This is a genomic window from Haliea sp. E1-2-M8, assembly GCF_030649675.1.
GTDB lineage: Bacteria > Pseudomonadota > Gammaproteobacteria > Pseudomonadales > Halieaceae > Haliea.
Genome location: NZ_JAUTDR010000002.1, coordinates 40,579 through 60,296, shown reverse-complemented (window position 1 = coordinate 60,296; position 19,718 = coordinate 40,579). Strand labels below are relative to the sequence as shown.

The following is a 19,718-nucleotide window of genomic DNA, read 5'->3' as shown; positions in this document are numbered from 1 at the left end:
CGCCACTATTATCCTGAATATAATTCAAGGAACAATTATAAAATGCAGATTGCAGGCATGAATTTCGTGATTACGGGCGCGGGGGCCGGTATCGGCGCCGGCACCGCGCGCCTGGCGGCGAGCCATGGCGCCAGGGTCATGCTTTCGGACGCCAACGATGCCAATGGTGAAGCGGTGGCTGAAGGTATTCGCGCCGAGGGCGGCACGGCCTGCTACCAGCACTGTGATGTGAGCGATGAGGCCCAGGTGCAGGCGCTGATGCAGGCGGCGGCGGAGCAGCTTGGCGGCATTGATGTGCTGCACAACAACGCCGGTATTCACGAAAGCATGCTCGGCGGTGGGCTGTCGCTGGAGAACATGAGCCGTGCCACCTTCGACAAGGTGATGGCGATCAACGTTACCGGGGTCTGGCTCTGCGCCAAGTACGCACTACCCTGGCTGCGCCAGAGCAGCCAGGCGTCCATCATCAATGCCGGCTCCACCAGCTCCATTACCGGCTACCCCAACTGCGTCGCCTACGGTTCCAGCAAGGGCGCGGTGATGCAGATGACGAAGATGCTGGCGGTGGACCTCGCGCCCGATGGTATCCGGGTGAACTGCTACTGCCCCGGGTCCATTCACACGAAAATGGTCGACGACTTCCTGGCCGCCGCGCCGGACCAGAAGGCCATGCTCAACACCATGACCATGACTCACCTGATTCCGCGGATGGGTCAGCCGCAGGATGTCGCTGAGCTGGTGTGCTTTCTCGCCAGCCCCGCGGCCAGTTTCATCAACGGTGCCGTGTGGCTGATAGACGGGGGTTCCCTCGCCTGGCGCGGCACTCTGGACGTGCTTGGAATGGGAGAAAGGGTATGACCAGCGTACTCGATACAGAGGAAAAGCTCGCGATCCACGAGCTGTTGTCGCGCGCGGCCTATGCCCTCGATGAGCGCGATGTGGAAATGCTTGCTGCGAGCTTCGCCGAGGACGCCAGCTTCAGCATGCGCATCGCCGGGGGCGATCTGATCGGTCCCTTTGAAACCCGCGAAGGCATCATGCAACTGATGACCGGCGCCATGGCCGAACAGACCGACAAGCGTCGACACGTGGTCTCCAATATTTTCTTTCCGGCGGATACCGGCAGCGAAGAGGGTGTCACTGTGGTCTCCAACCTGACTTTGTTTGCGACCGAAAACGGCGCGATCTCACTGCTGTCGGCGGGGGTCTATCAAGACCGCGTGGTGCAGCGCGAGGGTGTCTGGCAGCTGCTGCAGCGCCATCTCGAACTCGACAAAAGCTACTGAGGTCGCGACGGGTGAACATAGGCAAGATTCCAGCCAAGACGGCGCGCCTGGCGCCCGCCAGGGAAGCACTGATCGATGTGCCGAACAACCGGCGCATGAGCTATGGCGAACTGGATGAACGCGTGCGCCGTCTGGGCAACGGGCTGGCAACGCAGCTGGGGCTGGGCAAGGGTGACCGCGTGGCCGTGCTCGCCAGAAACTGCATCCAATTCATGGAGGTCTACTACGCCTGCGCCCGTATCGGCCTGATTGTGCAGCCGCTGAACTGGCGCCTGGGCAACGCCGAGTTGTTGAAAATAGCTGCCGGGGGCGAGCCGCGGGTACTGGTTCACTCCGGCGAGTATGCAGACATCGCAGCGGCTCTGGCCGCGGACGCCGACATTCCCCACTGTCTTGGTTTTGGTACCGGCAGTGACGGCAGTTACGACGCGCTGCTGGCTGCCGCCAACGCCGAAGAGCCGCCCCAGTCGGCTGCGGTTGGCGACGATGACCCGGTGCTGATTCTCTATACCGGCGGCACCACCGGCGAGTCCAAGGGTGCTCTGCACACGCACCGCTCCCTGTTCGCGGGCATGATCAACCAGACTGTTGCCGAGCGCATCGTGCCTTCGGACGTCTACATGCTCACCGGCCAGATGTTCCACATCCCGGTGGGGTTGGCGATGAACTACATGGCCCACGGCTGTCCCCTGGTGCTGATAAATTTCGAGGCAAAGCTGGCACTGGAGGTTATCCAGCGCGAGCGGGTGTCGGCCTTCCTGGGCATCACTACCATGCTCAACTGGATGATGGCGGTAGACAACTTCGCCAACTACGACCTGAGCAGCCTGCGCAACATCCAGTACGGCGGGGGCCCCATGCCCCACAGCGTGGTCAAGGCCGCACTGGACTCTTTTCCCTGCACATTGATCCAGGGTTATGGCCAGACCGAAGGCATGACCATGAGTTTCCTGTCCCAGGAAGACCACCTCAACGCCATTGCCGGAATTCATCCCGAGCGCCTCAGTTCCTGTGGCCGGGAAGGATTCATGACCAGCATCAAGCTGGTGGACGCTGACGGCAATGCCGTGCCTCGCGACGGCAACACCCCCGGCGAGATCCTGGTGCAGTCCGAGGCCAACATGGTCGGCTACTGGCAGCGCCCGGACCTCACCGCGCAGACCCTGCGCGACGGCTGGATGCGTACCGGCGATGTCGCGGTGTGGGACGAAGAGGGCTATATATTCATTGTCGATCGCGCCAAGGACATGATCATCTCCGGGGGCGAGAATATCTACAGCACCCAGGTCGAGGCGGCCATCCACCAGCACCCGGCAGTGCTCGAGTCCGCTGTTTTCGGTATCCCGGATACGGAGTGGGGCGAGTCGGTCAAGGCCGTGGTGGTGCTCAAGCCCGGCATGAGCGCCACCGAGGCAGAGATCATCGCCGCCGCGAGCCAGCACCTGGCGTCCTACCAGAAGCCGCGCTCGGTGGATTTTGTCGACAGCCTGCCCAAGGCGCCCACCGGCAAGATCCTCAAGCGCGAGCTGCGCGACCCCTATTGGAACACGGGAGAAAGAAAGGTATGACCACCCTGCTCAGTGACGAGCTGCTCGCCAATATCGGGCGCCAGAGTGCGCCGCACCGCGAGCTGGTGACCCGACGGGACATCCGCAAGTACGCCATTGCGACCGGCAACCGCCAGCGCAAGTATCTGGATGGTGATCAGGCGCCGCCGATGTTTCACGTGGCCCTGTTCTGGGACGTGGTGGAGCTGGAGGAGCTTTCAGCCGATGGGGTGTCCATCGACAAGTTGCTGCCGAAATTCCCGCTGGAGCGGGCCATGGCAGGGGGCCTGAAGATCGACTATCTGCAGCCGGTTTATCCCGGGGACTGGCTGACCGCGACCCGCACCCTGACCAATATCTATGAAAAACACGGACGCTCGGGACCGCTGATTTTCTACGAGGTGGACATGCAGATTGTCAACGAGGCCGGTGAGCCGGTAATCCGCGAAAAAACCACGAGAATTCTGAGGTAATGACAGTGTCACTGACCGAGAGATTGCCACTGGCCAACGTACAGGTGGGAGACGAACTGCCGGGGCGCGAACTCAAGCCCGACAATGTGCAGCTGTTCCTGTACAACGCGGCGCTGTGGAACGCACACCGGATTCATTTTGACCACCCCTATGCGACCGAGGTCGAGGGCTACCCCGGGCTGGTGATCGCCGGCCCGATGCTGGGCGACTGGCTCAACCAGTGCGTCGAAGAATGGCTGGGTGATGCCGGCCGACTGGTGGGCATCGAATACTCCAATCGCGCGGCGAGCTATATTGGTGAGACGCTCCGTTCCGGCGGCAAGGTGGTCGCCATCGATGGCGCAAGCGGCGAAGTGCGCATCGAGGTATTTATCGTGAATGAGGCCGATGAAGTTATCACCCCCGGCGTCGCCACCGCGGTCATGGGCGCCTGATGGCCAGCCTGCGCGGCAAGGTCGCCATTGTCGGCGCCGCGGATACGCGGGTTGGCATCGTGCCCGACGCCACCGCCACAGAGCTCTGTGTCGAGGCCATTCTGCTGGCGCTGGCGGATGCCGGCCTGGACAAGACCGAGGTGGATGGACTGGTGACCTGCAACAGCATGTCCCAGCCAATGCTGTATCACGCGGAGGCCATCGCCGAGTATTTGCAGATTTTTCCGCGCTACTGCTTTGCCGCCGGCGCCGGTGGTGGCACCACTTTCTCTGTGCTGCATCACGCCGCCGCGGCGATTGCCACGGGGATGGCGGAGACCATCGTGATTTCGATGGCGGACAGCCTGCGCAGCGGTCTCACCCGCGACCAGGCCATGCTGATGCAGTCCTCCACCGGGCACCCGCAATACGAGCAGCCCTACGGCCCCACGGTGCCGGCCTACTACGCGCTGATCGCGCAGGCGCACATGGCGCAATACGGCACCAGGCCTGAGCACTTCGCCGCAGTTGCTGTGGCCTGTCGGGCTCACGCGGCGCGCAACCCGGCGGCGCAGAAGCGCGACCCGATCAGCGTGGACGATGTGCTTGGCTCGCGAATGATTGCCGACCCGCTGCATCTGCTGGATTGCTCGCTGGTGTCCGACGGCGGTGCCGCGATCGTGCTGACCTCCGCTGAGCGGGCGCGGGATTTTCCCCACGCGCCGGTGTATCTGCTGGGGGTAGGCGAAGGCCACAGCCACGAACACATCAGCCAGGCCCGCAGCCTGACCACTTCGGCTGCGGTGGAGTCGGGACAACGGGCCTACGCCATGGCGGGGCTGGGTCCACGGGATATGGATTTCGCCCAGCTTTATGACTGCTTTACCCCGACGGTACTGGTGGAACTGGAGGACCTCGGTTTTTGCGCCAAGGGCGAGGGCGGTGAATTTATTGCCAGCACTGGTATCGGCCCCGGTGGCGCACTGCCGGTGAATACCCACGGCGGCCTGCTGTCCCACTGCCACCCGGGCAACCCCGGCTCCATGTTCGCGCTGACCGAGTCAGTGTGGCAGCTGCGTCACAGCGCGGGCGAGCGCCAGGTGGCCAACGCCAGCGTCGGTCTGCTGCATGCCCAGGGCGGGATCATGTCCAGCCACAGCACACTGGTTCTCGGCCGGGAGGCAGGCTGACATGAACAAAATCCAGCCGACACCCGGAACCCTCGTCGAAACCTTCATCGCCGGCTGCCGGGTGGGCGAACTGCGTCTGCAGTGCTGCGGCAGCTGCGGCGCCTACCAGTTCTACCCGCGGATCATCTGTGCAGATTGTCACGGCCGTGACCTGTCCTGGACCGCCGCCAGTGGCCGCGGCCGGGTGCGCAGTTTCACCGTAGTGCGGCGCGGGATATCGGCGGCCTATGAGGCACCCTATGTGGTGGCCCTTGTGGCATTGGAAGAGGGGCCGACCATGATGAGTCACATCGTTGCCTGCGCCCCGGAAGACGTTGCGGTGGGAGCGCCGGTACAGGTCGATTTTGCGGCCTGGTCGGACAGCGTGAGCCTGCCGGTATTTACACTCGAAAGTCGAGACTAGAGGAGATCAACCATGAATGCGAAAGGAATTCCGATAGCAGTCATCAATCCGGATGCTCCCGCGGAGTCTCTGGAGTCAAAGCAGCCGGACCTCGACAATGGCGTCGACATCGCCGGCAAGGAGGGCTATTTCAGCCGCGACTACATGGCTCGCGAGTGGGACAAGGTGTGGACTCGCAGCTGGCTGATTGCCGGGGTAGAAGCGGATATCCCCAAGGTGGGCGATTACTTCCTGTTCGATATTGGCAACGAGTCGATCATCGTCACCCGCACGGAAGAAGGTGTGCGCGCCTTCTACAATGTCTGCAGCCACCGGGGTGCCCGTTTGGTGCAAGAGGAGCGCGGCAATCGCAAGGTTTTTGTCTGCCCCTTCCACAGCTGGAGCTTTAACAATACCGGGGAGCTGCGCCGGATTACCGACGAAGAGTACTTCAAGCCGGAAGTGATCGCCCACCGGCCCGGTCTCAAGCCGGTGGCTTGCAACACCCATGCAGGCATCGTGTTCATCAACATGGATGCCAGGCCGGGGCCGCTGCTGGAGGCGATCGGCCTGCCAGAGGGCTATCTTGAGGCCTATCGGCTCGACGAGATGAAGGTGGTGCGCCACGTCCGCAGTGAATGGGGCGCGAACTGGAAAGTGGGCGTGGAAGCCTTCTACGAGAGTTACCACCTGCATGCAGTGCACCCGGAAACCCGCGGGGTCATGGGTGACCTGAACGTGCAGTACGATCTGTACCCGAACGGCGCCAGCCGCATGATCGTGCCTCTGGGGCAGCCCAGCCCGCGCATCCACGACCAGACTACAGTGAGCGAGGGTCTGAAGATGATGCTGGAGGACGCGGGCATTGATCCCTCTGGCTTCAACGGCACCGCCGCCGATGTGCGCCGCGCGATCCAGGAGGGCAAGCGTGCCCGGGCACGGCGGCTGGGCCTGGAGTACGACCGCTTTGTCGATGGCCAGCTATCGGACAGCTGGGCGACGGGGATATTCCCCAACGTCCAGATCGGCTGCCATCCGGAAGCGGTGTTCCTGATGCGGTTCCTGCCCCACGAGACGGACCCGGAGCGCTTCTACTACGACACCATGACCCTGATCTTCCCGGTGGCGGATGGCAGCTACAAGCCGCCGGGCTGGATGGGTCTGCCGGAGGGCACGGACACCAGCGGCAAGCAGCGCCCCGCCACCGAGCACTACGGCATTGCCGACGATGCCAACCTGGGGTTGGTGCTCAGCCAGGATTCTTCCCTGCTGCCGGTAGTGCAGCAGGGCATGCGTTCACGGGGCTTTGACGGCCAGCTTTGGAGCGAACAGGAGCAGCGCCTGCGGCACTTCCATGTGGAGTTGGAGCGCAGGCTGGCGAAGTAGCAGGCAAGGGCAGCAGGGCGGAGAACGCCGAAACAAGACACCAACAACCTATGTGCAGGAGTAAGTCATAATGATAAACAGCAAGAGTGATCCCAAGCTGCGGTTTACCGCAAAGGCGCTGCCGCTGGCGCTGGCCATGGCCAGTGTTCCCATGCTGGGTGGTGTGCCACTGACCGCCATGGCGCAACTGGAGGAGGTGCTGGTCACCGCCAACCGTCGCACCGAAACCGACATCCAGACCACGGCAGTATCGGTCAGTGCCATTACCAGCAACGATATCGAGCAACTGACCCCGCGCGACCTTGGCGACATCGCCAGCCTGGTGCCCAACTTTTCCGCGGCCAAGCCGGCGGGCTTCAACGCCGCCTCCTTCGCCATGCGCGGTGTGGGCCAAACCTCGATCATTGTCTACCAGGACCCCCAGGTCGGCGTCACCATCGATGACTTCGTGATTCCGCACATCCAGTCGCAGCTGCTGGAGATGTTCGATATCGCCCAGATCGAAGTGCTGCGCGGTCCCCAGGGGACCCTGTTCGGCAAAAATACCACCGGCGGCGTGGTCAACGTCAAGACCAAGCGCCCGGTGATGGGGGAGAACTCGCTGGAAATCCAGGGCAAGGTTGAGAACTTCGGCCGCTTTGAAACCCGCGTTGCCGGCAACGTGGCGGTAGGAGACACTTTGGCGCTGCGCGCCTCGGGCCTGTACATGGAGTCCGACGGCTACTGGCGCAACAATGCCGAGTATGGCCCGGTCACCGCCTTCGACCCCACCCACCCGGCGCTGGGCACATCCGGCCGCGGTGATGGCAGCAAGCTGGGCGGCGATGATTCAATTTCCGCGCGGCTTAAAGCGCAGTGGGAGCCGACCGCCAACTTCACCGCCCTCGCCCAGTACGAGATCATCCGCGACAACGGTGATTCGCCACCGGTGGCCAACGGCACACCCCCCGGCGCGCCGCTGGTATTCAACTTCCTTGGTCTGACCTCCGACCCCGGCGGCGACCAGGTGAAGAAGGCGGGTATCAGTAACCGCGATGACCTCCTGATGAATATGTCCGATGGCCATCAGGTGGATATCGACGGCTACTACCTGAATATGGACTGGCAGCTGGAGAACTACACCCTGAGTTCGGTGACCGGCTTGCGCAAGCAGGAAAGCCAGCTGCCCTCGACCTACACTGGCGAAGTCGGCCCGGGTGGCTCACTGTTTGACGCCAACCGCGTCGATGACCGGGAAACCTTCCAGCAGGAAATTCGCCTCGCTTCCAACCTGAACGGCCCTTTCAACTATGTGGTTGGTGGCTTCTACCAGGAAGACGATACCACCTTCTGTGTGGTACAGGTTCTGGGTTTTCTCGACCTGCTCGGCCTGGGCACCCAGTTCTTTGGTGACCCCACCTGGTGGGACAACAATCCCCAGATCCTCTGCAACGAACAGGAGGCAGAAAACTGGGCGCTGTTCGTGGATGGCAGCTACGATCTCGATGAAAAGTGGACGGTCTCTGCCGGTTTCCGCTACACCAACGAGGAAAAATCCTGGACCGGTCGCAACCAGGTATTTTTCCAGCAGCTCAACGGTGGTTTCGACCCCAACCTGACCTGGCGTAACTTCAACTCGCCGCTGCAGGCAGCGGACTTCGGCCGCTATCCGGATGGCGTGTTCAGCGACGACGAGACCTGGAAAGAGCCGACCTGGCGGGTAACGGTCAGCCACACCTTCTCCGATGACCTGTTCGCCTATTTTAACTATTCACGAGGCTTCAAAAGCGGTGCCTACAACGACCAGACCGGTACGTCTGGCTCGCCGATCACTGCCGCTTCTGCGGCGCCAACAGATCCGGAAATCGCTGACTCGCTGGAACTGGGCTTCAAGGGCGAGTTCATGGACAACCGCCTGCGTCTGAACATGGCTACCTTCTATGTGGAGTATTCGGATGCCCAGCGCGACCTGGTGGCGGTGTTCGACAACCCCTTCGGCGGCAGCTTCCAGGAAACCCGCTTCTTCAACGCGGCTGATCTTTCCTCCTACGGTCTGGAAATGGAAATGACGGCGGTCCTCACCGACAACCTCACCCTGCGCGGCAACGCCGGCTACCTGCATAGTGAGTACGACGAGTTCCTGGCCGACACCAACTTCGACGGCACCATCGACATTGACCTCAGTGATGAGGACGTCAACCGTGCACCGGAGTGGCAGTGGAGCCTGGATGCCATCTACACCCACAACTTCATGAATGGCGACCTGACCTGGGTAGCCGGGGCGACGTATGAAGACGAGGCGATCTTTGTCTATTCAAACGTGGCGCCCGAGTACCATGGCATGACCGATGACCGCACCCTGGTCAACGCCAGTGTTACCTACACCACTGCCGATGAGCGGTTCTTTGCCCGCCTCTACGGCCGCAACCTGACCGACGAAGAGTATCGGGTGGGTGAACTGCCGGTGGGGGATCTGTGGACCATGACCTACTACGGCCAGCCGCGGTCCTATGGCCTGGAAGTGGGCATGAAGTTCGGCGGTAACTGAGTCGATTTTGCGGTGCTTGAAGGCCGGCTTTGTCGGCCCTTTTTTTGCTGCCGCAACCACAGAGCAAAGGAGGACAGTGCCTGATGGACTGTATTCTGCACCATTTTGATATATCGCCCTTTGCCGAAAAAGTGCGCCTTGGTTTTGGTCTCAAGGGCCTGGCCTGGCAATCGGTTCAGATTCCGGTGGTGATGCCCAAGCCGGATCTTACCGCGCTGACAGGGGGCTATCGCAAGACGCCAGTGCTGCAGATCGGCGCGGACATTTACTGTGACACCCAGCGTATCGCCGTTGAGCTGGAACAGCGCTACCCTGCCCGGACGCTATTTCCACAGGGCAGCAAGGGCCTGTGCCTGGCGCTGGCCAACTGGAGTGACGCGGCCTTTTTCCAGCCCGGCGCCGGCTTGTCCATGGGCACCAACAGCGACCTGCCGGGGGAGATCCTCAAGGACCGCCGCGAGTTCTTCAGTTTCCTCGACTTCGCTTCATTGCCCAGCGAGCTGCCGCACCTTTACGCAGGCTTCAGCGCGCAGGTGCAAGTACTGGAGACCATGCTGGCGGACGGTCGCGATTACCTGCTCGGTGCACAGCCCTCATGGGCGGATATTCTCGGCTATTTCCCGGTCTGGATGTGCCGGGGCAATATCCGCGGAGGCGACGCTCTGCTGGCGCGCTTTTCGCGCGTGCTTGCCTGGGAGCCGCGGGTTGCCGGTTTTGGTCATGGTGAGCGCCGCGAGCTGGATGCGGAGGCGGCGCTGAGTATTGCCCGGGAACAGCAGTCCGTTGCCGAGGTACTGGTGCTGGAGGAGGCAACGCCCGGGTTGACAGCAGGTATGCAGGTGGCGGTGACACCGGAGGATTACGGGGCAGTGCCCGTCGCGGGAGAGCTGGTCAGGCTCACCCCCCAGGACATCGCCGTACGTCGTACAGACCCCCGGGCGGGCGAGGTGGTAGTTCACTTTCCCCGCTCGGGCTATCGCGTGGAGAAAACATCATGAACTATTCGCACTGGCTTTTGACCGCGCTCATGGCAGCGGGCAGCGCGCTTGCCGGCGCTGAAGCGGAGACGGCGGGAGAGCGCGATGGTGCCGCCCTGTATCAACAGTATTGCGCCAGCTGCCACGAGGGCGGAGTCGCCAAGGCGCCCCAGTACAGTCTGCTGGAGATCATGCCGCCGAGCTCGATCTTGCGCGCCATGCAGGGCGGCGTCATGCAGACCCAGGCGGCGGAGATGACCGCGGCGGAGCAGCAGCGCGTGGCAGAGTATCTGTCAGGGCAGACCCTGGCCGAAGCGGACATGCAGAGCGAGGCGCCCATATGCAGCGCCGAGCGTGCACAGTTCGACTTCGGCGCGCGCCCGGATACCAGAGGCTGGGGCGTCAACCCCGGTAACCACCGCTTCTACGACAATGAGGTCGCAGGGGTAACCGCGGCGAATATCGGGGAACTGGAACTGAAGTGGGCTTTTGCCTTCCCCGGTGCCCTGCGCGCCCGGTCCCAGCCCGCGATTGCCGGCGGTGCGCTGTACGTCGGCAGCCAGGACGGCACCGTTTACGCCCTGGATCGTGAGACCGGCTGTATCCGCTGGCGCTTCGCCACCGTTGCCGAAGTGCGCAACGGTATTGTGGTAGCGGACTGGGCTCAGGGCTCCTCGGCGCCGCCGCTGCTGTATTTTGGCGACCTGGTGGGGAATGTCTACGCGCTCAATGCGGTGACCGGGGAACTGGTGTGGCGCGACCGGCCGGACGACCATCCGAGCCTGACCCTGACTGCCTCGCCGGCGCTCCACGGCAACCGCTTGTATGTGCCGTTATCATCGCTGGAGGTTACAGCGGCGGCGGATCCGGGCTATGCCTGCTGCACCTTCCGTGGCGGGGTAGCGGTCTATAACGCCGGGACCGGGGAAAAACTGCACACCAGTTACACCATCGCGGAGAAGCCGGCCGTGGTGGGCAGGAATGCGGTGGGCACTGAGCGCATTGCGCCCTCCGGTTCGCCGGTATGGAACACGCCGGCGTTGGACCCGGCGCGCGGTGTCATGTACGTCGGTACTGGCGAGAACTACTCATCTCCTGCCAACAACACCAGCGACGCGATCCTTGCGCTCAGCCTTGAGGATGGCTCCATTGTCTGGAGTCAGCAGATGACGGCCGGTGACGCCTGGAACATGGGTTGCGAAACCGAGGAGCGCGTCAACTGTCCGCCAGAGGACGGCCCCGATTACGATTTCGGCGCGGCGACCATCCTGGCGACAACGTCCGAGGGGCGCGATCTGGTGCTGGCGGGCCAGAAATCTGGCGAAGTGTTTGCCCTGGATCCGGACAACGGCGGGGAGATCGTCTGGCGCAGGAAGCTGGGGCGCGGTGGCATCCAGGGCGGCGTCCATTTCGGCATGGCGCTGGAGGGCGATGTGCTCTATGTGCCGATGTCGGATTTTGACGGTGGCCCGCGCTGGCCGGGCGAGATGTTCCCCGGCATGTACGCGGTGGATATCCGCACCGGCGAGCAGCTGTGGTTCAACCGCAATGCGAATATCTGCGATGGCCGCGAGTTCTGTCAGCCGGGACTGTCGGCCGCGGCTTCGGCCCTTGAGGGCGCAGTGATCGCCGGAGCCATGGACGGGGTGCTGCGCGCCTACGACAAGCGCGATGGCAAGGTGCTGTGGTCGTTTGACAGTGTGCGGGAGTTCCGGACTACCGATGGTGGGACGGCGCACGGGGGGTCGTTTGGTGGTGCGGCGGGGCCGGTGTTCAGTGACGGAATGATGTTTGTTAATTCGGGGTATGGTATTTACTTCCATATGCCGGGGAATGTGCTGCTTGCGTTTGGGCCCCAGGAGTAACCCTCTGGGGCATTGGTTCTCTCCACTTAATCAATGCTCGTGCGACTTCGCAATCCGGTCGCCGCCCTGACTTGGCGCTTTCGAGACACGCCGTGAATCCGTCCTTGGAGGCTCGTATGCAGCATCCTTGCTGCATACGGTCTCGAAAACGCCAAATCAGGACACCGACCTCACCATTGTGCCAAATTGAATTAGGCGCTACCCAGCTCTGACTCTCAACCCCTTGTCTGTCCATGTTTGCGCTTGGGCGGTGGCTTGACTCGGCTTGAAATTTCACTACACTTGCTAGACGCAAACAAGCGAATACGGTTACCATGAGTTGCCGCGGTTCGCTGCGAGCGTTTTAACCATAACAAGGGCACGAGGTGTAAAGAATGGCTGACGACAGCGCGATGCTGGCGGCTTTGGTGGCGCGGATCGATGAGTTGGAGAGTCGGCAGGCGATTGTCGACCTGACGTCGGATTACTGCCACGGCTTTGACAAGCGCGATTTTGACCGTTTCCTGGCAATCTGGAGCGAGGATTGCGTCTGGAATATCGGTCCGCCCTTTGGTTCTTTTAGCGGCCACGACGGTATCCGCGAGGCAGTGCAGGAGATTCTCTGGCCCGCCTGGCAGGAGTCACATCACCTTTCAACCAACCACGTCATCCGCTTCCAGGATGCTGACAACGCCACCTGTGTCTGCGATGTTGACTGCGTGGGGACCCTCGCCGGCGACACTGACTGCCAGATTGTCGGGGCGACCTATACTGATACTGTGCAGCGGCAGGACGGGCGCTGGCTGATCACCCAGCGCGACGTCAAGATTCATTATTTCAATCCCATACTCGGCGTCCCGCTACAGGCGCCGCAGGGTTGAGATAAAACCTGATACCAGACTAAAACCCGCAAATAACTATTAACAACATCGTCGAGGAGACGCCCCATGAAAATACAACGCAACATCATGTTCGCAGCCATCGCTGCGGCTTCGGTCGGCCTCTCGGCCCCGACCGTGGTCAATGCCCAGGCGGGTGTTCTGGAAGAGATCACCGTTACTGCCCGCAAGCGCGAGGAAAGCATGCAGGACGTGGGCCTCGCGGTCAGCGCGCTCAGCGAAACGGAAATCCAGCGCCAGTTCGCGCGCGATATCCAGGACCTGGCCAACATCGCCCCCAACGTCATTATTGATGACACCGGCCAGGGCCCCGGTGGTACCGCGGCGATCTACATCCGCGGCGTGGGTGTGGCGGATCTGGAAAAGAACTTCGATCCCGCGGTGGGGGTCAGTGTGGACGGAGTATTCCTCGGCTCCAACGCCGGCGCGCTGATGCGCGGCATTGATATCGCCAGGGTTGAAGTGCTGCGCGGCCCGCAGGGTACGCTGTTCGGCCGCAACACAGTGGGCGGCCTGATCAATATTACGCGTACCCAGCCCACTGGCGAGCTGGGCGGCCGTTTCCGTGCGGGTATCGAAAATTTTGATACCTACTACGTGGACGGTCTGTTCAATTTTGCGGTCACCGATGATCTGGCCATCAAGCTGACCGGCGCCAAGCGCGACCAGGGCGAAGGCTATTACGACAACGTCACGGTGCGCGGTGACCAGGGCCGTCAGGACTACGAGTCGCTTGGGTTTAACGCCCTGTGGACTGCCACGGACGCGCTGGAACTCGAGTATAGCTATACCATGGAGCGCCTGGATCAGGACACCCCCGCGCTGGTAAATGCCACCCGCCCCGACCAGCTGTTCTGTGTTGCCTACGGCTATTGCTCACCCAATAACGATACAACCATTACCGGTGACCGCAACGGTGTGGCCGGCGGCGGCGGCCGTCCGCCGGCGCCCCCGGCATTTGAGACCAACATCACGCCGGTTGAAGCCGTTGACGACTCCTTTATGGACGCGTTCTTCGATACCGATACGCACATTCTGGAAGCGCGCTGGGAAATCAACGATACCCTGCGTTTTGACTACATCTATGGTTCCTGGGAGTCCGACGAGGCCAGTCTGCAGGATTGGGACGGCACGCCGGAGCTGCTCTACCACACCGACCGTCCGGGGGAGTTCGAGCAGCAAAGCCACGAACTGCGCCTCACCTATGACGCTGGTGGTGCCTTCAACGTGGTCGCAGGTGCATTCTTCTGGGACTCCGAGTATGAAAGCCGCATGCGCAGCTACATTGGTTTCGCAGTACCGGGCCTGATTCTGGACATCCCGCAGACCACGCAGCAGGAAACCGAGTCAGTGGCCGCATTCTTCGAGGCTGACTATCGCTTTGCAGACCAGTGGGTGCTGACCGTGGGTGGTCGCTATACCGAGGATGAGAAAACCTCGCGCCAGTTCGGTGAGGTGAACACGATCCCCGGCCAACACCCGAACGAAAAGTGGGACGAATTCACTCCCAAGCTGGGCCTGCGCTACAACATGACCGATGACGTCATGTTCTACGCTACCTATTCCAAGGGCTATCGTGCGGGCGGTTTCAACGGCCGCGTAGCGAGCCTCGAAGAAGCGAACCAGCCTTACGATCCGGAGACCATCGACAACTACGAGATCGGTGTGAAGAGCGAACTGATGGACAATCGGCTCCGCCTGAATGCCACTATTTTCTCGATGGACTACAAGGACAAGCAGGAAGAGCTGCAGTTGCCCTCCACTGTAACCGACACCGGACAAAAGACGGTCGTGATCAACCCGTCTTCGGCGACGATTCAGGGCATTGAACTGGAGGCGCAGGCTTACCTGAACCAAAACCTCAGTATCAGAGCCAACCTGGGCTACCTGGACTCCGAGTACGATGACTACGTGTATACCGACGTCGAAGGCTCGATCACCGACTTGAGTGGCCTGGAGTTCCGGCGTGCACCCGAGTACACCGGCACCCTCGACGCTACCTATGAGTGGGACGTGGCGGGCGGCAACGCCTGGGTTCGCGGTTCCTATCGCTACATTGGTGAGCACTTCACCAACGCAACCAATAATGAGGAACTGAAGAACGATAGCCAGGGTCTTGTCGACGCGTCCATCAACTACTCGATCAACAACCTGCAGTTCAGCGTGTTTGGGCGCAACCTGACCGACGAAGATGGCTACACCCACGGCTACGAAGTGGCGGGCCTCTGGTCCTACGCCGCTACCCGTCCGCCGCGTACCTACGGCCTGGAAGTGGTTTACAACTTCAACAACTGATCTTCATGGCTGACATGAACGACCCGTTGCAGGCACTGCTGGCGAAACAGGCGATCACGGAAGTGATCGTCCGCTACTCGCGCGCGCTGGATCGGCTGGATGAGACGCTGCTGCGCAGCGTCTTCCATCCGGACTCGGTGCATCATCATTTCTATCAGGGGCCTTCCTCGGCCCCTGACGCTCCCCGGCCCGCCGACGGCGGCCCGCGGGATTTCGTAGAATTTGCGCTGGGGGTGCTCTCTACCCACACCCGCACCCACCACCAGCTCGGCAATACCCTCATTGAACTCACTTCCGCTGACCATGCGGTCGCGGAAACCTATTTTACGGCTTACCACCGGATGCGTCCCCGGGGCGACCCGAAAGCGGCGCCCAATGCCTGCGATACCGAGATGGACTATTTCGTCGGCGGCCGCTACCTGGACCACTTCGCCTGCCGCGATGGCGAATGGCGCATCACCCGGCGCACCGGCATGACCGACTGGACCCGGCTGGAGCCCCCGAACAGCCAGGGCTTTCACGACATAGCCGCGGAGACAATCGGCCAGCATTATCCGGACGACCTGCTCTACCATTGGGCCGGCAAGGACTGAGACCAATCCGGCCGGGGCTCCCCCGGCCTTCATCGACAAGGAGACAAGCATGCGCTTGCAAGGAAAGGTAGCCCTCATTACCGGCGCTGCCAGTGGTATTGGTGCGTCCACGGCGGCGCGATTTATTGCCGAAGGCTGCAAGGTTTGCCTCTGCGATATCCAGGACGAGGCGGGCGAGGCACTCGCGGCCAGCTACGGTGACCAGGCCATCTACGTGCACTGCAATATCACCGACGAAGACAGCGTCAGCGCGGCGGTAGATGCGGCAGTCAGCGGCTTCGGCAAGCTCGACATCCTGTTCAACAGCGCCGGCATCGTCGGCGCGGTGGGCCCGGTAGCAACCACACCCGGCGCCGAGTGGCGTTTCAGCATCGACGTATTGCTGAACGGCGCTTTTTACTGCCTGAAGCATGCGGCGCGAGTCATGGTGCCGCAGCGCTCCGGTTCCATTATCAACATGGCCAGCACCGCCGGCCTGATGGGCGGCCTGGGGCCACATGCCTACACCGCCGCCAAGCACGGTGTAGTGGGGCTGACCAAGAACGTGGCGGTGGAACTGGCCGGCAGCACTGTGCGGGTGAACGCGATTGCCGCCGCATCCATGGCCACGCCGATGGTGGCCAATGTTCTTACCGGCGATCCCGGCGATATCGAGGGTGCGAAAGCGATCCTGGCCGAGGCATCACCGCTGCGCGGTCGCCCGGGCCTGGGGGAGGACGTGGCCAACGCGGCGCTGTGGCTGGCCAGCGATGAATCCGGCTACACCACCGGCCACACCCTGACCACGGATGCGGGCTTTACCGTGGGGGCGACGGCCGCCGGGCCGGCGTTCGCGGAATATCAGCCAATGATTCGCGAAGCGGGGAAATCCGGTTTGCCGGAGTAGGGTCTCACTGAATAAAAGGGGTCAGGTCCTTCATGTGGCATTCGTTCGAATGCCACATGAAGGACCTGACCCCTTTTTGCTGCACCTTTTCTGTTACTTGCTGGCGGGGAGTTCGAACACGTACAGGGCCTGTCCACCCGTGGGCTGGTAGATATCCGGGCTCACTACCGCGGTCATGGCGCGGAACACGCCAATCCCCGTGGGCACCGCCAGGTACTGCTTGCCATTCGCGGTGTAGGTAACGGGATAGCCGTGCAGGGGCGCGCCGAGGCGGGTCTGCCACTTCAGCTCGCCGGTCTTGACGTCAAAGGCCTTGAAGTAGCGGTCGAGGTCGCCGATGAACACCAGCCCGCCGCCGGTGGTGAGGGCGCCGGTGAGGAACATCGCCCGCTGCTCGTGGGCCCAGCTTTCGCGCATGCTGCGCACGTCCCAGGCCGCCAGCCGCCCCAGCATACCGTTCACCCCGGGCATTTCGTAGGTGCGGGAATCCGCGCCGTAACCACCGGAGCCGGGTTCCTGCGCTACCTCGCGGCCGACCATGTCCGAGCACAGCTGGTGCAAGGGGATGATCAGGTTGCCGGATTCCGGGCTGTAGGCGGAGGCCTGCCAGTTGTGGCCGCCGTAGATGCCCGGGCAGGCTTCGATGGTGTCGCCCACACCGGCAGCAATAATGTCGTCCCGGTAGCGCACCACGCCGCGCACCTTGTCGATCTCCGCGTAGATGCTCTGGGGCAGGGTTTCGGCCACGCTGACATACTCGCCGCTGGCGCGATCGAGCTGCCACAGCAGGCCATCCTTGCCGATGGTGAACAGCCGCTGCTCGCCGTCGACGTCAATCAGGACACGCTCGAAACCAATCTCCATGTCGATGGTCTCGCCCGGGATGTGCTGGAAATACCACACCAGCTCGCCGGTATCGGGGCGCAGGGCAAGGGTCGAGTTGGTATACAGGGCTTCGTCGGTGGCGGTCATGCCGCGGCTGGCGGCCACCCAGGGCTTGGCCTGGGAGGTGCCAAGAATGAACAGTTTCAGTTTCGGGTCGTAGGAGCCGGCGATCCAGTTGTCGCCACCGGCGCGCATTTCCGCCGGCAGTCCGGCCCAGGTGTCACCGCCGGGCTCGCCCGGCAGGGCGATGGTGGAGGTGCGCCACAGTTCTTCGCCGGTGTCGGCATCGTGGCCAGTGATGAAGCAGCCTTCTTCCTTGTACCATTCGCAACCATTGATACCGCTCAGCACCACGCCGTCGCCCATGATGGGTCCCGCCGTGTGGGTGTAGCCCTTTTCAAAGTCCGCTTTCGGCGTGCGCCACACTTCCTCGCCGTTGCGGGCGTCGATGGCGACGATGGACGCATCGTAGGTGGCCATGTACAGCTTGTCGCCGTAGATGGCGATGTTGCGGGTGGGGCCGCCCAGAGTGCGCGAGGCCTCGGGGAAGGTGTAGCTGTACTCCCAGATCAGCTCGCCGCTGTCTGCTTCAATAGCCTGGATCACGTTGCCCGGGTGGGTCAGGTACATGATGCCGTTGTGTACCAGCGGGGTGCCCTGGTTACTGCCATCCTTCATGGTCAGGACCCAGGCCAGCTTGAGGTCACTGACGGTGTCGCGATTGATCTGCTGCAACGGGCTATAGCCCTGGCCGTCCAGGGTGCGGCGCCAGCTCAGCCAGTCGCCGTCCGCCGGGTCGCTCAGCTGGGCAGCGGTGACCGGCTGGAAGTCCTCGACTTCCCGATTGCGGAAGCCGCCCCGGGTGCGGGCATCGGCATCGATGCTGCCGGCGGCGTCAAAGGCTACCCAGGAGACGACTTCCGAGCCGTCCGCCGCCGCCGCCAGAGCGTCGGTGCTGGTGAACAGCAGGCTCTCCGGGTCGCCCGCCTCGCGGTTGGCCTCGATGATCCAGGCGGCAATGGCGGCGTGCTGGGCGTCACTCAGTTTGCCGGCGCCGCCGGGGGGCATGTTGGCGCGGTTGTAGGCCAGCAGCGCCATGGCCTCGCGCTGGCCCCACTGGCCCAGGAACCCGGGGCCCTTCAGGGTATTGCCGTGGGCCGAGCCGCGCAGGCTGAGTCCGTGGCAGGTGGCGCAACTGTCTGCGTACAGTGCTTCGCCGCTGGCGGCGAGGGCCGCATCCGCCAGCGTGAGCGGACTGCTGGTGGCTGCGGCGAGTGCGGCAGCGGCCATCGTGAGTTTGAATTGCTTGCTGGCCAGCGTGTTCATGCGCTGTAACCTCCGTCGATGCCGATGATTTGTCCGTTGATGTAGGCCGCAGCGTCGCTGAGGAGGAAGGCGGCGAGGGCGGATACCTCCTCCGGCCGGCCCATGCGCGGCATGGGGGTCTTGTCCAGACAATCCTTGATTACAGCCTCCGCCACCGGGTCCGCGATGAAAGAACTGTGGACGATGCCGGCGTCAATGACGCCGGGCGCAATACCGTTGATGCGTACATTCTTCGGCCCGAGTTCGCGCGCCAGCTGGCGCACAATGCCCATGATCGCGGTCTTGGGTATACCCGACATGGCGTCGTTTTCCAGGGTGCGCAGCACCGCGGTGGTCAATAGCTGCACGATGGCACCACCGCCACTGGCGGCGAACAGCTTGCCAGCGGCTGTCAGCAGGTTGAAGGCGCCTTCCACGTCGGTGGTCATGATCTGGCGGAACTCGGCGCTGCTGATTTCGGTCAGCGGCCGCAGCGGGATGGCGGGACCGGTGGCGTTGACCACTCCCGCCAACCCCGCCCCGAGGCTGCCGGCATGGTCGAGGAAACTCTGTACCTGGTGCTCCTCGCACAGGTTCACGGCGTGGCTGCTGGCGCTGCCGCCTGTGCCGGTAATGGCACTGACCAGCTGTTCCGCCGCGTCCCGCCGGCTGTGGTAACCCACCAGAATGTGGTAGTGCCGCATGGCTGGTTCGCGACAGATGGCTGCCCCTAGCCCACCGGTGCCGCCGGCGATGGCGATCGTCTTCTGCATTATTAATGATCCTGTTGCGTGCCCGCAGCCGCCGAGGGCAGGCGTCAGCACGGTTGC

At 62.6% G+C, this 19,718-nt stretch carries 17 protein-coding genes; 15 read left to right on the top strand and 2 right to left on the bottom strand.

The window, feature by feature from the left end:
- The first annotated feature begins 42 nt into the window (after positions 1-42).
- The 15 genes from Q6D67_RS02005 to Q6D67_RS01935 all read left to right on the top strand — a co-directional run bounded on the left by Q6D67_RS02005 (position 43) and on the right by Q6D67_RS01935 (position 16,698).
- Entirely contained in the window at positions 43-858 is an 816-nt protein-coding gene (locus Q6D67_RS02005; protein ID WP_304703850.1) for an SDR family NAD(P)-dependent oxidoreductase, read from the top strand.
- Entirely contained in the window at positions 855-1,286 is a 432-nt protein-coding gene (locus Q6D67_RS02000) for a nuclear transport factor 2 family protein (RefSeq protein ID WP_304703849.1), read from the top strand. Before Q6D67_RS02005 ends, Q6D67_RS02000 begins: the two co-directional genes overlap by 4 nt.
- Before the next feature lie 11 nt (positions 1,287-1,297).
- Positions 1,298-2,854, top strand: coding sequence for an AMP-binding protein (locus tag Q6D67_RS01995; RefSeq protein WP_304703848.1), 1,557 nt, complete (start codon positions 1,298-1,300; stop codon positions 2,852-2,854).
- On the top strand, positions 2,851-3,306 hold the full coding sequence (locus tag Q6D67_RS01990; RefSeq protein WP_304703847.1) for a MaoC family dehydratase N-terminal domain-containing protein: 456 nt from the start codon (positions 2,851-2,853) through the stop codon (positions 3,304-3,306). The genes Q6D67_RS01995 and Q6D67_RS01990 overlap by 4 nt, the downstream gene beginning before the upstream one ends.
- Positions 3,307-3,311: 5 nt before the next feature.
- Complete coding sequence (locus Q6D67_RS01985) at positions 3,312-3,740, top strand: hypothetical protein (protein ID WP_370551909.1); 429 nt, start codon at positions 3,312-3,314, stop codon at positions 3,738-3,740.
- Positions 3,740-4,909: a thiolase family protein gene (locus Q6D67_RS01980; protein ID WP_304703845.1), complete on the top strand. Its 1,170-nt coding sequence runs from the start codon at positions 3,740-3,742 to the stop codon at positions 4,907-4,909. Before Q6D67_RS01985 ends, Q6D67_RS01980 begins: the two co-directional genes overlap by 1 nt.
- A gap of 1 nt (position 4,910) precedes the next feature.
- Positions 4,911-5,312: a Zn-ribbon domain-containing OB-fold protein gene (locus Q6D67_RS01975; protein WP_304703844.1), complete on the top strand. Its 402-nt coding sequence runs from the start codon at positions 4,911-4,913 to the stop codon at positions 5,310-5,312.
- Positions 5,313-5,324: 12 nt separating this feature from the next.
- Positions 5,325-6,677 carry an aromatic ring-hydroxylating dioxygenase subunit alpha gene (locus Q6D67_RS01970; protein ID WP_304703843.1) on the top strand — a complete coding sequence of 451 codons (1,353 nt, stop codon included), beginning with the start codon at positions 5,325-5,327 and terminating at the stop codon, positions 6,675-6,677.
- A gap of 70 nt (positions 6,678-6,747) precedes the next feature.
- On the top strand, positions 6,748-9,204 hold the full coding sequence (locus tag Q6D67_RS01965) for a TonB-dependent receptor (RefSeq protein WP_304703842.1): 2,457 nt from the start codon (positions 6,748-6,750) through the stop codon (positions 9,202-9,204).
- 83 nt (positions 9,205-9,287) lie between these two features.
- A complete protein-coding gene (locus tag Q6D67_RS01960) occupies positions 9,288-10,202 on the top strand; it encodes a glutathione S-transferase family protein (protein WP_304703841.1) in 915 nt (304 codons plus the stop codon).
- Positions 10,199-12,046, top strand: coding sequence for a PQQ-binding-like beta-propeller repeat protein (locus Q6D67_RS01955; protein ID WP_304703840.1), 1,848 nt, complete (start codon positions 10,199-10,201; stop codon positions 12,044-12,046). Before Q6D67_RS01960 ends, Q6D67_RS01955 begins: the two co-directional genes overlap by 4 nt.
- Positions 12,047-12,420: 374 nt before the next feature.
- Entirely contained in the window at positions 12,421-12,906 is a 486-nt protein-coding gene (locus tag Q6D67_RS01950) for a nuclear transport factor 2 family protein (protein WP_304703839.1), read from the top strand.
- 66 nt (positions 12,907-12,972) lie between these two features.
- Positions 12,973-15,219 (top strand): TonB-dependent receptor, encoded by a 2,247-nt coding sequence (locus Q6D67_RS01945; protein ID WP_304703838.1) that lies wholly within the window; start codon positions 12,973-12,975, stop codon positions 15,217-15,219.
- Positions 15,220-15,224: 5 nt separating this feature from the next.
- Complete coding sequence (locus tag Q6D67_RS01940) at positions 15,225-15,812, top strand: nuclear transport factor 2 family protein (protein ID WP_304703837.1); 588 nt, start codon at positions 15,225-15,227, stop codon at positions 15,810-15,812.
- Positions 15,813-15,861: 49 nt separating this feature from the next.
- On the top strand, positions 15,862-16,698 hold the full coding sequence (locus Q6D67_RS01935) for an SDR family oxidoreductase (protein WP_304703836.1): 837 nt from the start codon (positions 15,862-15,864) through the stop codon (positions 16,696-16,698).
- Between the two features lie 93 nt (positions 16,699-16,791).
- Here Q6D67_RS01935 and Q6D67_RS01930 read toward each other — a convergent pair whose 3' ends face one another.
- Together Q6D67_RS01930 and Q6D67_RS01925 are read right to left on the bottom strand one after the other, a co-directional pair.
- Positions 16,792-18,909: a PQQ-binding-like beta-propeller repeat protein gene (locus Q6D67_RS01930; protein ID WP_304703835.1), complete on the bottom strand. Its 2,118-nt coding sequence runs from the start codon at positions 18,907-18,909 to the stop codon at positions 16,792-16,794.
- A complete protein-coding gene (locus tag Q6D67_RS01925) occupies positions 18,906-19,661 on the bottom strand; it encodes an SDR family NAD(P)-dependent oxidoreductase (RefSeq protein ID WP_304703834.1) in 756 nt (251 codons plus the stop codon). Before Q6D67_RS01925 ends, Q6D67_RS01930 begins: the two co-directional genes overlap by 4 nt.
- Between the last annotated feature and the right edge of the window lie 57 nt (positions 19,662-19,718).